General features: G+C 69.7%; 17 protein-coding genes and 2 tRNA genes. 10 read left to right on the top strand and 9 right to left on the bottom strand.

The genetic code is table 11. The features are described 5' to 3' along the window. Positions 1 to 30: 30 nt before the first annotated feature. A complete protein-coding gene (locus ACOACQ_RS22590; RefSeq protein ID WP_420289318.1) occupies positions 31 to 1,476 on the bottom strand; it encodes an MFS transporter in 1,446 nt (481 codons plus the stop codon). A gap of 159 nt (positions 1,477 to 1,635) precedes the next feature. Here ACOACQ_RS22590 and ACOACQ_RS22595 point away from each other — a divergent pair, with 159 nt between their 5' ends. From ACOACQ_RS22595 to ACOACQ_RS22610, 4 genes are read left to right on the top strand one after another with little or no spacing between them, the layout of a single operon-like run. Continuing rightward, positions 1,636 to 1,947, top strand: coding sequence for a metal-sensitive transcriptional regulator (locus ACOACQ_RS22595; protein WP_378596673.1), 312 nt, complete (start codon positions 1,636 to 1,638; stop codon positions 1,945 to 1,947). Between the two features lie 43 nt (positions 1,948 to 1,990). Further along, on the top strand, positions 1,991 to 2,209 hold the full coding sequence (locus ACOACQ_RS22600) for a heavy-metal-associated domain-containing protein (RefSeq protein ID WP_378596672.1): 219 nt from the start codon (positions 1,991 to 1,993) through the stop codon (positions 2,207 to 2,209). Continuing rightward, a complete protein-coding gene (locus tag ACOACQ_RS22605; RefSeq protein ID WP_420289319.1) occupies positions 2,206 to 3,198 on the top strand; it encodes a hypothetical protein in 993 nt (330 codons plus the stop codon). Before ACOACQ_RS22600 ends, ACOACQ_RS22605 begins: the two co-directional genes overlap by 4 nt. Before the next feature lie 25 nt (positions 3,199 to 3,223). After that, positions 3,224 to 5,524, top strand: coding sequence for a heavy metal translocating P-type ATPase (locus tag ACOACQ_RS22610; protein WP_420289320.1), 2,301 nt, complete (start codon positions 3,224 to 3,226; stop codon positions 5,522 to 5,524). A gap of 4 nt (positions 5,525 to 5,528) precedes the next feature. On the opposite strand, the gene ACOACQ_RS22615 is transcribed toward ACOACQ_RS22610, so the two are convergent. The 4 genes from ACOACQ_RS22615 to ACOACQ_RS22630 form a co-directional block, all read right to left on the bottom strand. Next, complete coding sequence (locus ACOACQ_RS22615) at positions 5,529 to 5,684, bottom strand: hypothetical protein (protein WP_378596667.1); 156 nt, start codon at positions 5,682 to 5,684, stop codon at positions 5,529 to 5,531. Positions 5,685 to 5,841: 157 nt separating this feature from the next. Beyond that, the gene (locus ACOACQ_RS22620) at positions 5,842 to 6,045 is read right to left on the bottom strand and encodes a cold-shock protein (protein ID WP_109697153.1); all 204 of its coding nucleotides are present in this window, start codon (positions 6,043 to 6,045) and stop codon (positions 5,842 to 5,844) included. A gap of 259 nt (positions 6,046 to 6,304) precedes the next feature. Further along, entirely contained in the window at positions 6,305 to 7,372 is a 1,068-nt protein-coding gene (locus ACOACQ_RS22625; protein ID WP_420289321.1) for an alanine/ornithine racemase family PLP-dependent enzyme, read from the bottom strand. Beyond that, entirely contained in the window at positions 7,369 to 8,517 is a 1,149-nt protein-coding gene (locus ACOACQ_RS22630) for a DUF1611 domain-containing protein (RefSeq protein ID WP_378596665.1), read from the bottom strand. The genes ACOACQ_RS22625 and ACOACQ_RS22630 overlap by 4 nt, the downstream gene beginning before the upstream one ends. A gap of 208 nt (positions 8,518 to 8,725) precedes the next feature. Here ACOACQ_RS22630 and ACOACQ_RS22635 point away from each other — a divergent pair. Next, positions 8,726 to 8,798, top strand: a tRNA-Lys gene (locus tag ACOACQ_RS22635). Positions 8,799 to 8,828: 30 nt separating this feature from the next. Here ACOACQ_RS22635 and ACOACQ_RS22640 read toward each other — a convergent pair. Further along, positions 8,829 to 9,248: a Fur family transcriptional regulator gene (locus tag ACOACQ_RS22640; protein ID WP_378596664.1), complete on the bottom strand. Its 420-nt coding sequence runs from the start codon at positions 9,246 to 9,248 to the stop codon at positions 8,829 to 8,831. 171 nt (positions 9,249 to 9,419) lie between these two features. Here ACOACQ_RS22640 and ACOACQ_RS22645 point away from each other — a divergent pair, with 171 nt between their 5' ends. Together ACOACQ_RS22645 and ACOACQ_RS22650 are read left to right on the top strand one after the other, a co-directional pair. Beyond that, positions 9,420 to 10,529, top strand: coding sequence for a hypothetical protein (locus ACOACQ_RS22645; RefSeq protein ID WP_378596663.1), 1,110 nt, complete (start codon positions 9,420 to 9,422; stop codon positions 10,527 to 10,529). 57 nt (positions 10,530 to 10,586) lie between these two features. Then, positions 10,587 to 11,267 carry a PaaI family thioesterase gene (locus ACOACQ_RS22650; RefSeq protein ID WP_378596662.1) on the top strand — a complete coding sequence of 227 codons (681 nt, stop codon included), beginning with the start codon at positions 10,587 to 10,589 and terminating at the stop codon, positions 11,265 to 11,267. A gap of 131 nt (positions 11,268 to 11,398) precedes the next feature. Here ACOACQ_RS22650 and ACOACQ_RS22655 read toward each other — a convergent pair whose 3' ends face one another. Then, complete coding sequence (locus ACOACQ_RS22655; protein ID WP_378596661.1) at positions 11,399 to 12,886, bottom strand: NAD(P)/FAD-dependent oxidoreductase; 1,488 nt, start codon at positions 12,884 to 12,886, stop codon at positions 11,399 to 11,401. A gap of 245 nt (positions 12,887 to 13,131) precedes the next feature. Here ACOACQ_RS22655 and ACOACQ_RS22660 point away from each other — a divergent pair, with 245 nt between their 5' ends. Genes ACOACQ_RS22660 through ACOACQ_RS22670 form a run of 3 tightly spaced genes read left to right on the top strand, consistent with a single transcriptional unit; the run spans position 13,132 to position 14,858 of the window. After that, positions 13,132 to 14,112 carry an ATP-binding protein gene (locus ACOACQ_RS22660; protein WP_378596660.1) on the top strand — a complete coding sequence of 327 codons (981 nt, stop codon included), beginning with the start codon at positions 13,132 to 13,134 and terminating at the stop codon, positions 14,110 to 14,112. A 30-nt stretch (positions 14,113 to 14,142) separates the two neighbouring features. Continuing rightward, on the top strand, positions 14,143 to 14,535 hold the full coding sequence (locus ACOACQ_RS22665; RefSeq protein ID WP_378596659.1) for a fluoride efflux transporter FluC: 393 nt from the start codon (positions 14,143 to 14,145) through the stop codon (positions 14,533 to 14,535). Next, entirely contained in the window at positions 14,529 to 14,858 is a 330-nt protein-coding gene (locus ACOACQ_RS22670; RefSeq protein ID WP_378596658.1) for a fluoride efflux transporter FluC, read from the top strand. The genes ACOACQ_RS22665 and ACOACQ_RS22670 overlap by 7 nt, the downstream gene beginning before the upstream one ends. Positions 14,859 to 14,920: 62 nt before the next feature. Here the strand turns inward: ACOACQ_RS22670 and ACOACQ_RS22675 are convergent, their stop codons facing one another. Beyond that, positions 14,921 to 15,277, bottom strand: coding sequence for a metallopeptidase family protein (locus tag ACOACQ_RS22675; RefSeq protein WP_420289322.1), 357 nt, complete (start codon positions 15,275 to 15,277; stop codon positions 14,921 to 14,923). Between the two features lie 65 nt (positions 15,278 to 15,342). Continuing rightward, a tRNA-Asp gene (locus tag ACOACQ_RS22680) sits at positions 15,343 to 15,416 on the bottom strand. Positions 15,417 to 15,492 lie beyond the last annotated feature (76 nt).

The following is a 15,492-nucleotide window of genomic DNA, read 5'->3' on the forward strand; positions in this document are numbered from 1 at the left end:
CCGGGTTGGGCTCGGGTCAGCAGGAGCGGGTCAGGCGGCCACCTTGTCGGCGGTGTCCTGGGCGCCCGTCGCGGCGCCGGTGGCAGATCGGAACAGCGCCAGGGTCGACAGGGCGCCGACGCCGGCGACGGTTGCTGCACCGATGAAGGCGGCCGAGAAGCCATCGGTGAGCGCTGCCTTGTCGCCGATCTGGTCGGCCCCGTTGGCTGCGGCGATCGCCGTCATCACGGCCAGGCCGAGCGCTGAGCCGACCTGGTAGCTGGTGTTGACGATGCCGGAGGCCAGGCCTCCCTCCTCGGGCCGGGCCGCAGAGATCGCGGTGCCCAGGGTGGGGATGAAGGCGAGCGACATGCCGAGCGCTGCGACCAACGACGCCGGGAGCACGTCGACCGCGTAGGAGCCGTCGGGGTCGATCAACGCGAGCCAGGCGAGACCGGCAGCGAGCAGGACCAGCCCGGTCACCGTGGCGACCTTCGGACCGAGGGCCGCGAGCACGCGCGGCGCGATGGCCATCATCCCGACCATGATCAGCAGCGTCATCGGCAGCAGTGCCGTGCCGCTGGGGAAGGCGGTGTAGCCGAGGACCTGCTGCAGGTAGAGGTTCAGGAAGAACCACATCGGGATCCACGCCGCACCCAGCAGGAGCTGGGCGAGATTGGCTGCAGCGAGGTTGGGTGCACGGAAGATGCCGAGTCGCACCAGCGGCTCATGCCCCCTGGCCTGCCCGATGACGAACCCGACGAGCAGGACGGCTGCGACAGCGAGCACTCCCCAGGTCTGGCCGGAGTCCCAGCCGACCTCGGGCGCCCGGACGACGGCGTACACGGCGGCACCCAGGCCAGCAGTGACAGTGAGGGCACCCAGCAGGTCCACCCGACGGCCGGTCCCGGCTCCACCGGCGGGCATGACGGACGGCACGACCGCGAGGACGAGCAGAGCGATCGGGACGTTGAGGTAGAACACCCACGGCCAGGACAGGTACTCGGTGATCAGGCCTCCGAGGAAGACCCCGGCGGTGCCACCGGCCGGTGCCGCGGCGCCGTACAGCGCGAGCGCCTTGGGCAGTTCCTTCGGACGGGCACCGAACAGCATGAACAGCAGCGTCAGGGCCGAGGGCGCGATCAGGGCCGAGCCAACACCCTGGACCGCGCGACCGAGGAGCTCGACCTCGACGTTGCCGGCGACACCGGCGACCAGGGATCCGCCCAACAGGACGACCCATCCTGCCGAGAAGACCCGACGGGCGCCGAACACGTCGGAGAGCTTGCCGCCGAGCAGCAGCAGGCCGGCAAGGGCGACGACATAGGCGTTGAACACCCAGGACAGGTCCTCCTGCGTGAAGCCGAGCTCGACCTGCATCCGGGGAAGTGCGACCCCGATGATCGAGGTGTCCATGATCACCATGAACTGGGCCGCTGCGATGACTGCGAGCCCGAGCCAGCGGCGGTTGGGCGCCGGCGAGGTGGTGGTTGGCATCAGATTCTCCTTTGTCGGGACGTCCCGGGATTCGGGACTTCGTGGTTGCGATTAATACCCTAGGGGGGTACCGTATTCCACGAAGCCGGACCATAGCACCGAATACCGGAGGGGGGTACCCTGAGAACGACGGAGACATCCACCGAGAAGGACAGCCCGATGCCCCAGGACCACGACGCACACCAGCACAGCTACATCGCCAACAACACCAAGGCGGACTACCTCAAACGGCTGCGCCGCATCGAGGGCCAGGCCCGCGGGCTGCAGCGGATGGTCGAGGAGGAGAAGTACTGCATCGACATCCTCACCCAGATCTCCGCGATGACGAAGGCACTCGAGGCCGTCGCGCTCGGACTGCTCGACGAGCACATGGCGCACTGCGTCGTGAACGCCGTCGCAGCGGGCGGCGACGAGGCCCAGATCAAGCTCAAGGAAGCCTCCGACGCGATCGCCCGCCTTGTCCGCGCCTGAACCCCACCGATCCACACCACCTGACTCCCGAAAGGAATCAGCCATGAGCCAGCCCGCCAGCCACACCGCCAGCTACACCGTCACCGGGATGACCTGCGGACACTGCGTCGCCTCGGTCACCGAAGAGGTCCAGGAGATCCCCGGCGTCCAGGACGTCGCGATCGACCTGCCCACCGGCGCCGTCACCATCACCAGCGCCGAGATCCTCGACGACGCCGCCGTTCGGGCCGCCGTCGAGGAAGCCGGCTACCAGCTCGCATGAGCACCCCCATCAGGGTCGCCGGGTTCCTGGCCGCCATCGGCGCGATCTTCGGGATCGCCCTCCTGGTCGGCCAGGTCGTCGGCCCGGTGGACGACGAACCCGCGGGGACGCACGACACCGCCCACGGGGACGAGGAGGCCGCCGAAGGCGAGCACGGGGGCGGCCACGGCGACGGGTCGCCGGCCGAACCCACATCCCAGGAGGTCCCGGGAGGACTCATGGTCTCCCAGAACGGCTACACCCTCGGCCTGGCCGAGCCGGGTTCCCGGGCCGGCCAGGACCGGCCGGTCGCGTTCACGATCACCGGACCGGACGGCAAGCCAGTGACGTCGTACGACGTCGAGCACGAGAAGGAGCTGCACCTGATCGCCGTACGGCGAGACTTCTCCGGCTTCCAGCACGTCCACCCCGTTCTCGACGAGACGTCCGGGGTCTGGTCGATCGACCTCGACCTCACCCCGGGGACGTGGCGCCTCTTCGCCGACTTCAAGCCGGCTGGCGCCGACGCACTCACCCTCGGGACGGACCTCGCCGTCGACGGTGACTACCGGCCCGCAGGTCCCTCGACCGAGAACCGCACCGCGAAGGTCGACGACTACGAGGTCACGCTCGATGGCGACCTGACCGCCGGGTCCGACGCGAAGCTGACCCTGAGCGTCGCCAGGGACGGCCAGCCGGTCACCGACCTCCAGCCCTACCTCGGCGCCTACGGCCACCTCGTCGCGCTGCGCGGCGGCGACCTCGCCTACCTCCACGTCCACCCGGACGGTGAGCCCGACGACGGCACCACGAAGCCGGGTCCGGAGGTGGTGTTCTACGCCGCTGTCCCCACTGCCGGGACCTACCACCTCTACCTGGACTTCCAGCACGACGGCGTCGTTCGCACCGCGGCATTCACCGTCGACGCGGGCGGTGTCGCCACACCGGGCGACGACGGCCCGTTCGACGCCAGCCCTCCCGCCGAGCACGGCGGCCACGCCGGTCACTGACCGGCCCCTTCCACAGGAGACAACGATGACCACGCAGAGTCAGTCAGGCACCCCCGCCGCCGGTTCGATCGAGCTGGCGATCACCGGGATGACCTGCGCGTCCTGCGCCAACCGGATCGAGCGCAAGCTCAACAAGCTCGAGGGCGTCAGCGCCACGGTCAACTACGCCACCGAGAAGGCGAAGGTCACCTTCGAACCCGACGTGGCTCCCGAGGCCCTGGTGGCGGCCGTCGAGCAGGCCGGGTACGGCGCCCGACTCCCCCAGCCGCCCGACGCGCCTTCGGCAGGCGGTGCCGAATCACCCGAGGAGCACGCGCTCCAGGTGTTGCGGCAACGGCTCGTGATCTCGGCGGTCCTGACCGGTCCGGTGATCGCGATGGCCATGGTCCCCGCACTGCAGTTCACGAACTGGCAGTGGCTCTCACTCACGCTGGCCGCACCAGTGGTCGCGTGGGGTGCCTGGCCGTTCCACAAGGCCGCATGGACCAACCTGCGCCACGGCACCTCGACCATGGACACACTGATCTCCCTCGGCACCCTGGCTGCGCTCGGGTGGTCGCTGTACGCCCTGTTCTGGGGCACGGCCGGCACCCCGGGCATGACCCACCCCTTCGAGCTGACCATCGAGCGCAGCGACGGAAGCGGCAACATCTACCTCGAAGCCGCCTCGGGTGTCACCACCTTCATCCTGGCCGGCCGCTACTTCGAGCAGCGGTCCAAGCGCAGGGCCGGCTCGGCGCTGCGCGCCCTGCTCTCCCTCGGCGCCAAGCAGGTCGCGGTGCTCGGCCCTGACGGCACCACGGAAACGAACGTGCACGTCGAACAGCTCGCCGTCGGCGACCTGTTCGTCGTGCGTCCCGGTGAGAAGATCGCCACCGACGGCGTGATCGAACGCGGTACCTCAGCGGTGGATGCGTCGATGCTCACCGGCGAGTCCGTGCCGGTCGAGGTCAGCCCCGGAGACGCGGTGGTCGGCGCGACCGTCAACGCAGGCGGTCGCCTGGTCGTGCGAGCGACCCGCATCGGCAGTGACACCCAGCTCGCCCAGATGGCGCGGCTGGTCGAGGACGCCCAGAACGGCAAGGCCCAGGTCCAGCGCCTGGCCGACCGGATCTCGGGGATCTTCGTCCCGATCGTCATCCTCCTCGCCGCCGGCACGCTCGGCTTCTGGCTCGGAACCGGCAACGGTCTGGCGACGGCGTTCACCGCGACGGTCGCCGTCCTGATCATCGCCTGCCCCTGCGCCCTCGGCCTGGCCACGCCCACTGCCCTCATGGTCGGCACCGGCCGCGGCGCACAGCTCGGCATCCTGATCAAGGGCCCCGAGGTGCTGGAGTCCACCCACGCTGTCGACACCGTCGTGCTCGACAAGACGGGCACCGTCACCACCGGGAGGATGACCCTGCGTGACGTGATCGCGGCCGACGGCGAGGACGCCACCGAGGTGCTGCGGTACGCCGGCGCTCTCGAGGACGCGTCGGAGCATCCCATCGCCCGGGCCATCGCCGAGGCCGCAAGGGACGAGCACGGCTCGCTCCCCGAGGTCGAGGACTTCGCCAACGTCGAAGGGCTCGGCGTCGAGGGTGTCGTGGTCGACGGCTCCGACAGCACGGCGAGCCATGCGGTCCTCGTCGGGCGCCCGCAGCTGCTCGCGGAGTGGTCCCAGCACCTCACGCCCGACCTGCAGAAAGCACTCGAGGACGCCCAGTCGACGGGCGGCACCGCCGTCGCAGTCGGCTGGGACGGCAGGGCGCGCGGAGTCGTCGTGGTCGCCGACGCGGTCAAGCCGACCTCGGCCGCCGCGATCCGTGAGCTGCGCGCACTCGGCCTGCGCCCGGTGCTCCTCACGGGCGACAACGCTGCTGTCGCGCGGACCGTGGCCGCCGAGGTGGGCATCGACGAGGTCGACGTGTTCGCCGACGTCCTGCCTGCCGACAAGGTCGACGTGGTCAAGCGGCTCCAGGGCCAGGGCAGGGTGGTCGCGATGGTCGGCGACGGCGTCAACGATGCCGCGGCGCTTGCGCAGGCCGATCTCGGTCTGGCCATGGGCACCGGAACCGACGTGGCGATCGAGGCGAGCGACCTCACCCTGGTCCGCGGCGACCTCCGGGTGGCGGTCGACGCGATCCGGCTCTCGCGCAGGACCCTGAGCACGATCAAGGGCAACCTGTTCTGGGCGTTCGCCTACAACGTCGCGGCGCTGCCCCTGGCTGCCGCCGGTCTGCTCAACCCGATGCTCGCGGGTGCGGCCATGGCGTTCTCTTCAGTGTTCGTGGTCTCCAACAGCCTGCGGCTGCGCGGGTTCAAGGCACTGGCGAGCGGCTGAAGGATCAGGCGCTCAGCGGAGCAACGCCGAGGATCCGGTCGATCTCCTCGAGCGAGAGACGGTCGTCAGAAGCGCTGGCGGCGATGATCAGGTTGGTCGTCAGCTCGACCTCCACCATGAGGTCGCCGTCTTCGAGGGTCACGTCGAACTGGTCGCCCATGGTCCCTCCTCACGCCACCTGCAGACGGTCTTCAGGCACCATCTTCCCTCCAACCAACCCCCACAAACCCGAAAGTTCAGCAAAAATTCGTGCGGCCCCGCCGACTGGCGGGGCCGCACCGAAGACGCGAGGTCCTCTCAGGTCGAATCAGTCCCGCTCAGAGGGGACGGACGTTCTCCGCCTGCGGGCCCTTGGGGCCCTGGGTGACGTCGAACTCGACCTTCTGGTTGTCCTCGAGGGACTTGTAGCCGGAGGACTGGATCGCAGAGTAGTGAACGAAGACGTCGTCGCCGCCACCCTCCTGCTCGATGAATCCGAAGCCCTTCTCGGCGCTGAACCACTTGACGGTGCCCTGAGCCATTGTGCTCGTTACTCCTTGTGTCGGGGCGAGAGCCGCCACCTCGGCGACCCGCAACTTATGCGATGACACGTCGCTCCGACCCGTGATGGGACACCACAAACCAGATACGCCGTCGGCCACATGCTCCGCAGGCGTTCACCTTCGAACTGCATTCGCTGCGAGATCGAGCCTATCAATCGCAGACGACAGGGAAACCTCCCGAATGCCACGATCTTGCGCTCGTGCATGAAGGTTCTGCTACGCACACGTGACGTGCCTGCTAACAGCCCGTTCGTTCGCGGCGCGACACGAAGGGCGAGGTCGCCGCCCTGACCAGGGCGCCGTACCCGAGTCCGAAACGGATCTCCTCACCGACCGCGGAGGGGTGGTCGCCGAGGTCGAGCACCAGGTGGTCGCTGCTCATCCCGAGGACCGTGATCCCGTCCGGCGGCACCAGTCCGTCCGGATCGGCGTCCTGCCGACCGAGCGCGACGATCGCCTGGCGCACGGTGCCGGTGCCGGTCCGATCGGGGACGACACCGAAGGCGGACTGCGCCTGGTCGCCCCACGGCTGGAACGGCTTGTCGACGCGCTCGATGACCTCGCCGACCAGGGCGAACGCATCGCGGTGCAGGCCCTCCAGCGGCGTGCGGTTCAGCGGTTCGACGCCGAGCAGGATCGCTTCGCCGAGCCGCAGGTCGTTGATCCGCCCGACGTTCGTCGACGACACCGCCCAGTCGAGGTTCGCCGAGTTGCCGCCGGAAACCGTGGTGAGCGTGACGTCGTACGACGTCTCGACGGTGGTGACGAGGTCGCTGAGGACGCCCATGTTCCGGTCGTCGGGGACGACGCCGTTCTGGCAGGCCAGGTTGGCACCGAGGCCGGCGAGGCGGAGGGAGGGAGCAGCCAGCACGAGGCGTACGGCGGCGGCGACGTCCTCGACGGGAATGCCCTCGCGCAGGTCACCGAGCTCGACCATCAGGACGACGTCGTGACGGAGCCCGGCGAGCTCGGCCGCACCGTCCAGCGCCCGGAGCACCGCGGCCTCCGTGTTCAGGCTGCAGGTGGCGGCCCGTACGACGGCATCCACCTGGCTGAGCATGGGCGAACGGATCAACGTGCGTGACGTCGGTCCGTCCAGCCCAGCCAGTCGATCGAGGTTGGCGACCCGGGAGTCCGCCAACCCCTCGGCGCCGCCGCGGAGCATCGCTGCTCCGACCGCGGGCGAACCCAGGACGGCCTTGGTGACACCGGTGACGCGGATGCCCGCAGGGGCCAGCCGATCCACCAGGACGCGGGTGTTGGCCTCGAGCTTGTCGAGGTCGATCTCGAGCCGGGGTGCGCTCACACCACGGCGGCCCGGGCGGCCCGCACGCGCTCCCGGAGCTCCGGGTAGGCCTTGAGGACCATCTCGACCAGCTCGGAGCCGGGCCGCGTCAGCGGGTCGGTCACGGGCAGGCCCAGGCGCAGGCGATGCTCGGCAATCGAGTCGCTGAGCTCGTCGGCGGTCATCTCTTCGTGGTTGATGGTGACGCCGATGACGCGGGTGTCCGCGAAGGCCTCGATCAGCTTGATCTCGCTGTCCGCGGTCGGCATCGGCATCATCGGGAAGTCGCCCAGGACCTGGCGCTTGGGCGCGTGCTGGACGATCACTCCGTCCGGCCGGCTGCCGCGCAGGATGTGGCCCGAACTCAGGTACGCGGGGTGGCTGAGCGCCCCCTGGCCCTCGACCACGATCACGTCGGGGTCCTCGTTCTCGAACGCCAGCACCACCTGGTGCTCGACCTCGCCGGAGATGAACTGCGGGACCATGGCGTCCAGCGCGGCGCCGTACTTGCCGCCCTGGATCAGGGTCGTCTGGCCGGTGCCGACCATGACCGCCTTGATGCCGTGGTCGTTCAGCGCCTGGACCAGCAGCGTCGCGGTGGTGCGCTTGCCGATCGCGCCGTCGGTGCCGAGGATCGCGATCCGCGGGCAGGTCACGTCGAAGATGCGGCCCGTGAAGAGGTGCAGGTCGCGCTTCTCCTTGGGGCGGCGTACGTCGGTGATGGTGACCCCGGCGATGAGCGCGGCGGACACGAACTCGGCGTCGTCGTTGAGGAACTCGTGCAGGCCGTTGATGATGTGCATCCCGCGGGCGATGCCGTCGAGGAGGACGACGCGCTGCGTGTCGGAGAGCAGGCCGTCGGCCGGGGCGACCCCGCAGATCAGGTAGTCCGGGACGTGGCCGGCGTGCGCGATCGACTCACGCAGCGACGCCAGCACCGGGATGCCGTTGGGGATGTCGTCGAGGAACTGGCCCGAGTCGACGCCGGCGCGCATGCTGTCGATGACACTGAGCACTTCGTACTTCTCCGAGTGCCGGACCAGGCCGTTGGCCGTCTTGCCGTCCTGCTCGCCGAACTGCGCTTCGCAGTAGACGACCGCGGTCGAGCCGACCGGCAGGTCGAAGGGCTGCGCGGGCACATTGGTGTCACTGGTGAGCAAAGGCAAGTCGATTCCTCTGATTGGCTCAGAGGAGGCGACGGGCTTCGTGGCCGGGCGGTGTGGCCCAACGGTCAACGAGGCGTCTGCCCTGAGGTGGCCGACAAGCGTGTCGACTTCTTCACTGTAACCGGCCGGACACCATAAGCCTGCCTCGACGACGACCTCCGCCCGGCCCGCGGCGAGCTCTTGGCTACAGTTCCCCGGTACGGATTTCGGGCCCCTAGCTCAATTGGCAGAGCAGGAGACTTTTAATCTCTTGGTTGTGGGTTCGAGTCCCACGGGGCCTACTGATTGCCGCCGAATCGCCTGGCGATCACCTATTCGGCGGGCAGCGCGGCGCACTCCGCGCACAGTCCGACCAGCTCGACGGTGTGACTCACGTCGATGAAGCCGTGCTCGTCGCCCACGGAGTGGGCCCACTTCTCCACCGCCGATCCGGTGATCTCCACCGTCCGCCCGCAGGAGCGGCAGACCAGGTGGTGATGGTGCGAGGTGCTGCACCGGCGGTACGTCGTCTCGCCGGCCGGGGTGTGGCGTACGTCGACGTCGCCAGCGTCGGCCATCGCCTGGAGGGTGCGGTAGACCGTCGCGAGGCCGACCTTCTCCCCCGCCTGCCGCAGGCTGTCGTGGATCTCCTGGGCGCTCTGGAAGTCGACCCCCGCACGCAGGGCGTCGGTGATCGCCAGGCGCTGCCGGGTCGGTCGCAATGAGCTCGGTCGCTCGTCGGTCTCGGACACCACTCACCTCCAGAAAATGGGAACCGCTCTCAATCTACCCGGCCGTCGATGCCGCCGAGGGACCAGTCCACATGGTCACAACGGGCTATACGGAGAGGTCCTTCGAACCCAAGACGGAGAACTTCCTGCGGAGTACGCTCAGGCGTGGGAGAGGGAAGGGAGGACTCTGTCATGGGGAGCAATGACGAGTTCGGACCGGACACAGAGACGATTCGTGCCTGGCTGAACAAGCGCGCCAGCTACGCGAAGGACGCCCGGGTCATCGGAGCACCTCGCGGGGGCGGCGGCCTGGCGACCGCGACGGCACCCGCGGCGACCGTCACGCGGGGCGCATCGCCGCGCGAGGAGTTCGTGACGCCGACCCTTTCCAGCAGCCCCGACAGCACGTCCGTGGGCCGCTCGGTCCTCGCCGCGCTCGGCGTCGAGGGAGACGAACCCGCCGTCGACGTACCCGCCACCAGCGTCGACACCACGGCCGCCGGCCGCTCGGTCGTCGACGCCCTGCACGACCCGATCGAGGCCCCGCGCCGCGAAGCCAGGTCGAAGGACAAGCGCGCCAGGCCCGGCAAGCCCGAGAAGGCGGCCAAGCCGGAGAAGGCGGCCAGGCCGGAGAAGCCGGTCCGGCAGTCCGGACCCGTCGTCCGCGTCACCCGACCGGCGCCCACCGCTGGCACGGCCCCCTCGGACGGCACCACCGACACCCCGCGCGTGCGGGCGCAGTCCCTGGCGCCCACCACCGCCACTCCCCAGGTCCAGCAGAGCCGCTGGACCGAACCCGAGGAACACCTCAACGCCTACCACGCCACGACCGACGCCGACTTCCCTGCTCGCGGCACGGCCCGCAAGGTGCTGTCGCTGACCCTGGCTGCCGTCCTTGCGGCAACCGCCGTGACGTCGTACGTCGCCTATCAGGACCGTACGGTCTCCGCCATCGGCATCGCCGGGACGCTGGCGTTCCTGACCCTGGTGGTCTGGGCGGTACGGGCGGGCTGCACGACCACGAAGATGGCCATCCGCCGCGGCAAGCTGTCGATCGAGCGCGGTGGACATGTCGACCTGGTGGACGTGGGCAGCTCCTACACGCCGATCGCGATCGTCGGCGAGCCCGGTCACCGCCACTGGACGGTGCTGATCGAGCGCAAGGGGATGCCGCTGGTGGTCATCAAGTCGTCGATGGTCGACCCGCACTGGTTCACCACGGCGCTCTACCGCCTGCGCCCCGAGCTGCGGCCCGGCGCCGTCGACGAGAACGGCTACGCCACCAGCGACGCCTTCGCCTGACGCACGGTGGCGGGAGTCACGCTCCACTCAAGTGAAACGTGTTCTACCCTGAGTGACATGGATTGGTTCCCGCTCGACGACGATTCCGACGACGCGTCGATCACCCGCGAGAGCCAGATGTGGGCGCCGTACACGCAGGCCGTCCGCGACCTGATCGACGTGAGCGTCCGCACGTCGGTCGACGAGGACGAGATCCAGGCAGCCACCGCGCAGATCGAGGACGTCGTCGCCCGACTGCGCAAGGAGCAGCTGACCGAGACGCTCGGGATCGTCCACCAGCCGGCTGGCCGGCGCCGCCCCTGGGGCAACCCGGTCATCGGCGTCCGCAACCCGATGGCCCCGCTCCTGACCGTCAGGTCAGCCGAGGGCCGGGTCGAGTCCGACTTCCACTGCGGGGCCGCGTTCGAGGGCCCGCCGGGGCTGGTGCACGGCGGCGTCGTGTCGATGATCCTCGACCAGGTGCTCGGCCACGCGGTCGGCACCACCGGGCGACCCGGGATGACGGGCACGCTGACGATCGTCTACCGCCAGGGCACGCCCCTCGGCGACCTGCGCTGCGAGGCCTGGGTCGATCGCCAGGAGGGCGTGAAGACGTGGGCCAGGGGTCAGGTCATCGGCCCGAACGGCGTCACGGCCGAGGCCGAAGGGGTCTTCATCCTGCCGCGAGCGATCCGCGAGCGCCTCGCCGCGGCCGAGGCGGGCGGCGAGCCCGTCCGCGGCCTGCGGATCTTCGAGTGACCGTGGCCGTGCCCTCTTGTTCGTGACCGACCGGGTTTCGAGACGCGCGGATCCGACCTCGTGCCTCGGTCGGACGCGCCCTCAACCTCTTCGGACCACGCCGTTCGCGACTTCGTCGCGCCTGGCGGACCTCAGACCTTCACGCCACGCTTGTTCTCGTCGCTGAGGCGAGCCTCTTCCGCTGCCTGAGCCTCGAGCTCCGCCCGACGCCGCTCGGCGTCGTCGAACTCGCCGGGCTGGGACACCAGGTCCGTCGCACCGCGCTCGAGGCGCTGCAGCGCGACGCGGGCGAAGATCTGCTGCTCGGTCGAGGTGCGCTCCGAGCGACCGGTGCCGATGAACGAGATCAGCCAGTGCAGGACAGCGGTGAACTGGTTCTTGAAGCCCGTGATGTAGAAGAGGTGGACGACCAGCCACATCAGCCACGCGATGACGCCGGTCAGGCGCAGCCGACCGACCATCGCGACGGCGCGGAAGCGGCTGATGATGGCCATCGAGCCCTTGTCGAAGTACTTGAACGGCGACTGTGCGGGCTTGCCCTTGAGCCGGCCGTCGATCTCCTTGGCGGCGTACTTCGCGCCCTGGATGGCGACCTGGGCCACACCGGGGAGGTTGTCGAGGGCGATCATGTCGCCGACCACGAACACCTCGGGGTAGCCCGGGAGCGTCAGGTCGGGGTTGACCGCGATCCGGCCGGCGCGGTCGAGCGGGGCGCCGGTCTGGTCGGAGAGCTGCTTGCCCAGCGCGTTGGCCTGGACGCCAGCCGCCCACACCTTGGCGACGGCGTCGATGCGCTTCTCGGAGCCGTCCTTGTACTTCACGACGAGACCGCGCTCGTCGACCTGGGACACGAGGGCACCGAGCATGACCTCGACACCGAGCTTCTCCAGCTTCTCCTGGGTCCACTTGCCGAGCTTGGCGCCGAACGGCGGCAGCACCTGGGGCGCCGCGTCGACGAGGATGACGCGCGCCGTACGAGTGCTGATGGCCCGGAAGTCGCGGGTCAGCGTGCGGTGCGCGAGCTCGGCGATCTGGCCGGCCATCTCCACACCGGTCGGGCCGGCTCCGACGACGACGAAGGTCAGCAGGTGGTCGACGTTCTCGCCACGGGAGGCACCCAGCTCGGCCATCTCGAAGGCACCGAAGATCCGGCCGCGCAGCTCGAGGGCGTCGTCGATGCTCTTCATGCCGGGGGCGAACTCGGCGAAGTGGTCGTTGCCGAAGTAGGACTGGCCGGCACCGGCCGCCACGATCAGCGAGTCGTACGGCGTCACGAGCTCGCGACCGAGCACGTGCGAGGTGACCAGGCGGTTCTCGAGGTCGACGGTCGTGACCGTCCCGAGCAGCACCTGTGCGTTCTCCTGCTTCGCCAGCACCTCGCGGGTCGGCGGGGCGATCTCGCCCTCGGAGAGGATGCCGGTCGCGACCTGGTAGAGCAGGGGCTGGAAGAGGTGGTGCGTGGTCTTCGCGATCATGGTCACGTCGACGTCCGCCTTGCGGAGCGCCTTGGTGCCGAAGAGGCCACCGAATCCGGAGCCAATGATCACGACCTGGTGGCGGTCAGACCTGCGCACGATCGCGCGATCCGACGTCTCCGGCGTGGTGTCGCCTGCTGCCATGGCTTCCTCCTGGACGCTTGTGACGCCTCTTCGATGAACCTCTGTTCGGCATTCTTCCGCCTCAGGGCCGCCCGTCCCAACACGTGGCCATCGTCTGGTCGGTCACAGTCGGTCGGCACGCGTCACCAAATCTGGAAAACTCTGTTGGTTTAGTTGCGCGTTCAACGGGGTATCGCCTTCGGGATCGGCACCTCACGGACCGACAAGAAGACTCGGGCACGAAACCGCAGTGGAAGGTTCACCCCGTGCAGCACCGGCAGACCCTGGAGTTGGCCCCCGGGCCGCGCAGCGTCCACGACGCGCGCCGCTGGGCCGTACAGACCTGCCGTGAAATCGGCCGCGACGAGCTCGTCGACTGCGCCGAGCTGGCCATCTCCGAACTGGTCACCAACGCCGTCCTGCACGCCGAGGGCCCTGTTCGGACCCAGTTGCGCGGCACCACCGAGCACCCCCGGTTCGAGGTCCACGACGCGACCACCGTCGCACCCCAGCCCGCAACCCTGGCCGGCGGGTTCGACCTCGACGCCTTCGACCTCGACATGTTCGACGCCCTCGACGAGGAGCAGCTGCTCACGCTCACGACCGTCGGACGCGGCCTGGACATCGTGGCCCGCGCCTCGGTCGCCTGGGGCGCCGAGATCGAGGAGGACGGCAAGGCGGTGTGGTTCGAGCCCGCGACCGAGCTCTCGGAGACCGCCGGCGCGCCGTACCAACTGACCTACAGCTTCGCACCGCTGGCCGAAGAGCACACCCGCGTCGGCGAGGTCGCGGTCCAGATCAACGGCGTGCCGATCATCGAGTTCGGCCAGTTCCAGCGCCACCACCGCGACCTGCGGCGCGAGATCCGCCTGCTGGCCCTGGCCCACGAGGACGACTACCCCCTGGCCCGGGTGCTCTCGGAGCACTTCGACGCGCTCGAGCGCCCGTTGCGCGCGAACATGGGCCGCGAACAGGTCGACTCCGCCCACGCTGACGGCCACACCGCCGTGGACCTCCGGCTCCGGATGCCGCGCGAGGCCGCGCGCCAGATCGGCGGACTCGTCGACCTGCTCGACGCCGCCGACGACTTCAGCCGTGCCAAGCGCCTGCTGACCGCGCCCCGTACCCCGGAGCAGCGGGCCTTCCAGATCTGGTTCCTCGGAGAGTTCCGTCGTCAGTCGGCCGGAGCACCGCCGGTCTCCTGGCAGGGCAACGCCGGCTCCGGCGCGCCGTCGCGCGCACTCTGATCGCTGCTGGCGCACCTCTAGCATCACCGCATGAGTCCCTCCCCACGGCTGCTGCTCGCCGTGGCAGCCGGGGGCGCCGCCGGCTCCCTGCTCCGCTTCGGCGCGGGCGAGATGGCCGCTGACGGCGCCGGCTTCCCCTGGACCACCTTTGCGATCAATGTCGTGGGCTCGACCCTGCTGGCCGGGCTGCTGCTCCTGCCGCTGGCCCGCCGGTCCGCGGCGTGGGCGGCGGGGCTCGGCCCCGGTGTCCTCGGCGGCTTCACGACGTTCTCGGCGACCTCCGAGCAGGGTCGCGCCCTCCTGGCCGACGGCCGTACCGGCCTCGCCGCCACCTACCTCCTCGGCACCCTGGCCGCCTGCCTCGTTGCCGTGACGGTCGTGGGCGCCCTGGCGCCGCCCCTGCCCGAGGAGGACGAATGGTGACCGCGCTGCTGGTCGCCCTCGGGGGCGCCCTCGGTGCCCCGCTGCGCTACGCCCTCGGCCAGCGGTACGACGGCCGGTGGCACCACGGGACGCTGGCGGCCAACCTCGTGGCCAGCCTGCTGCTGGGCGCCTGCGTGGGCTGGTCGCTGGACGGTTCGGTGTACGGCCTGGTCGGGACCGGGTTCTGCGGCGGCCTGTCGACGTACTCATCGCTGGCGGTCCAGGCACGTGATCTGGGACCGGCGCGCGGGGCCGCCTACGCGGCCGTGACCCTCCTGGGCGGGCTCGCCGCCTGCGCCCTGGGTTTCGCCCTCACGCGATAGTCCCGGGTCAAAAGCACCGCGACACGCACCCATCCGGTGCTTTTGGCCCGGGACTACCCGCCTCAGGCGTAGCCGAGCTCGTGCAGCCGGTCGTCGTTGATGCCGAAGTGGTGGGCGACCTCGTGGACGACGGTGATCCGGATCTCCTCGGCAAGGTCCTCGGCGTCGTCGCACATGTCGAGCAGCGGGCCGCGGAACAGGAAGATCCGGTCGGGCAGCTGCGCGCCCATCGAGCCGTCGCGCTCGGTGAGGGCAACGCCGTCGTACAGGCCGAGCAGGTCGTCGGGCTCACCCTCGGGCGGCTCGTCCTCGACCAGCACCACCACGTTGTGCACGAGGCGGGCGAGCTGTTCGGGAATCTCGTCGAGGGCTGCGTCGACGAGGGCGTCGAAGTCCTCGGGGCTCATCTCGACCGGCACGGGAGTCATTCTTGCCTGTGTCCAAAAAGCACGACGCCCGGACCTTGCGGACCGGGCGGTACTCGCGACCCTGACGAGACTCGAACTCGCGACCTCCGCCGTGACAGGGCGGCGCGCTAACCAACTGCGCTACAGGGCCTTACGTTGCTACTGGTGAAGCGGTGGAACTCTAACCCAAGGGTCTCCGCGGAATCCAATCGGGAACCACTTCGTCC

Origin of the sequence: Nocardioides sp. CPCC 206347 (assembly GCF_048654605.1) — a bacterium.
Classification (GTDB): Bacteria; Actinomycetota; Actinomycetes; order Propionibacteriales; family Nocardioidaceae; genus Nocardioides.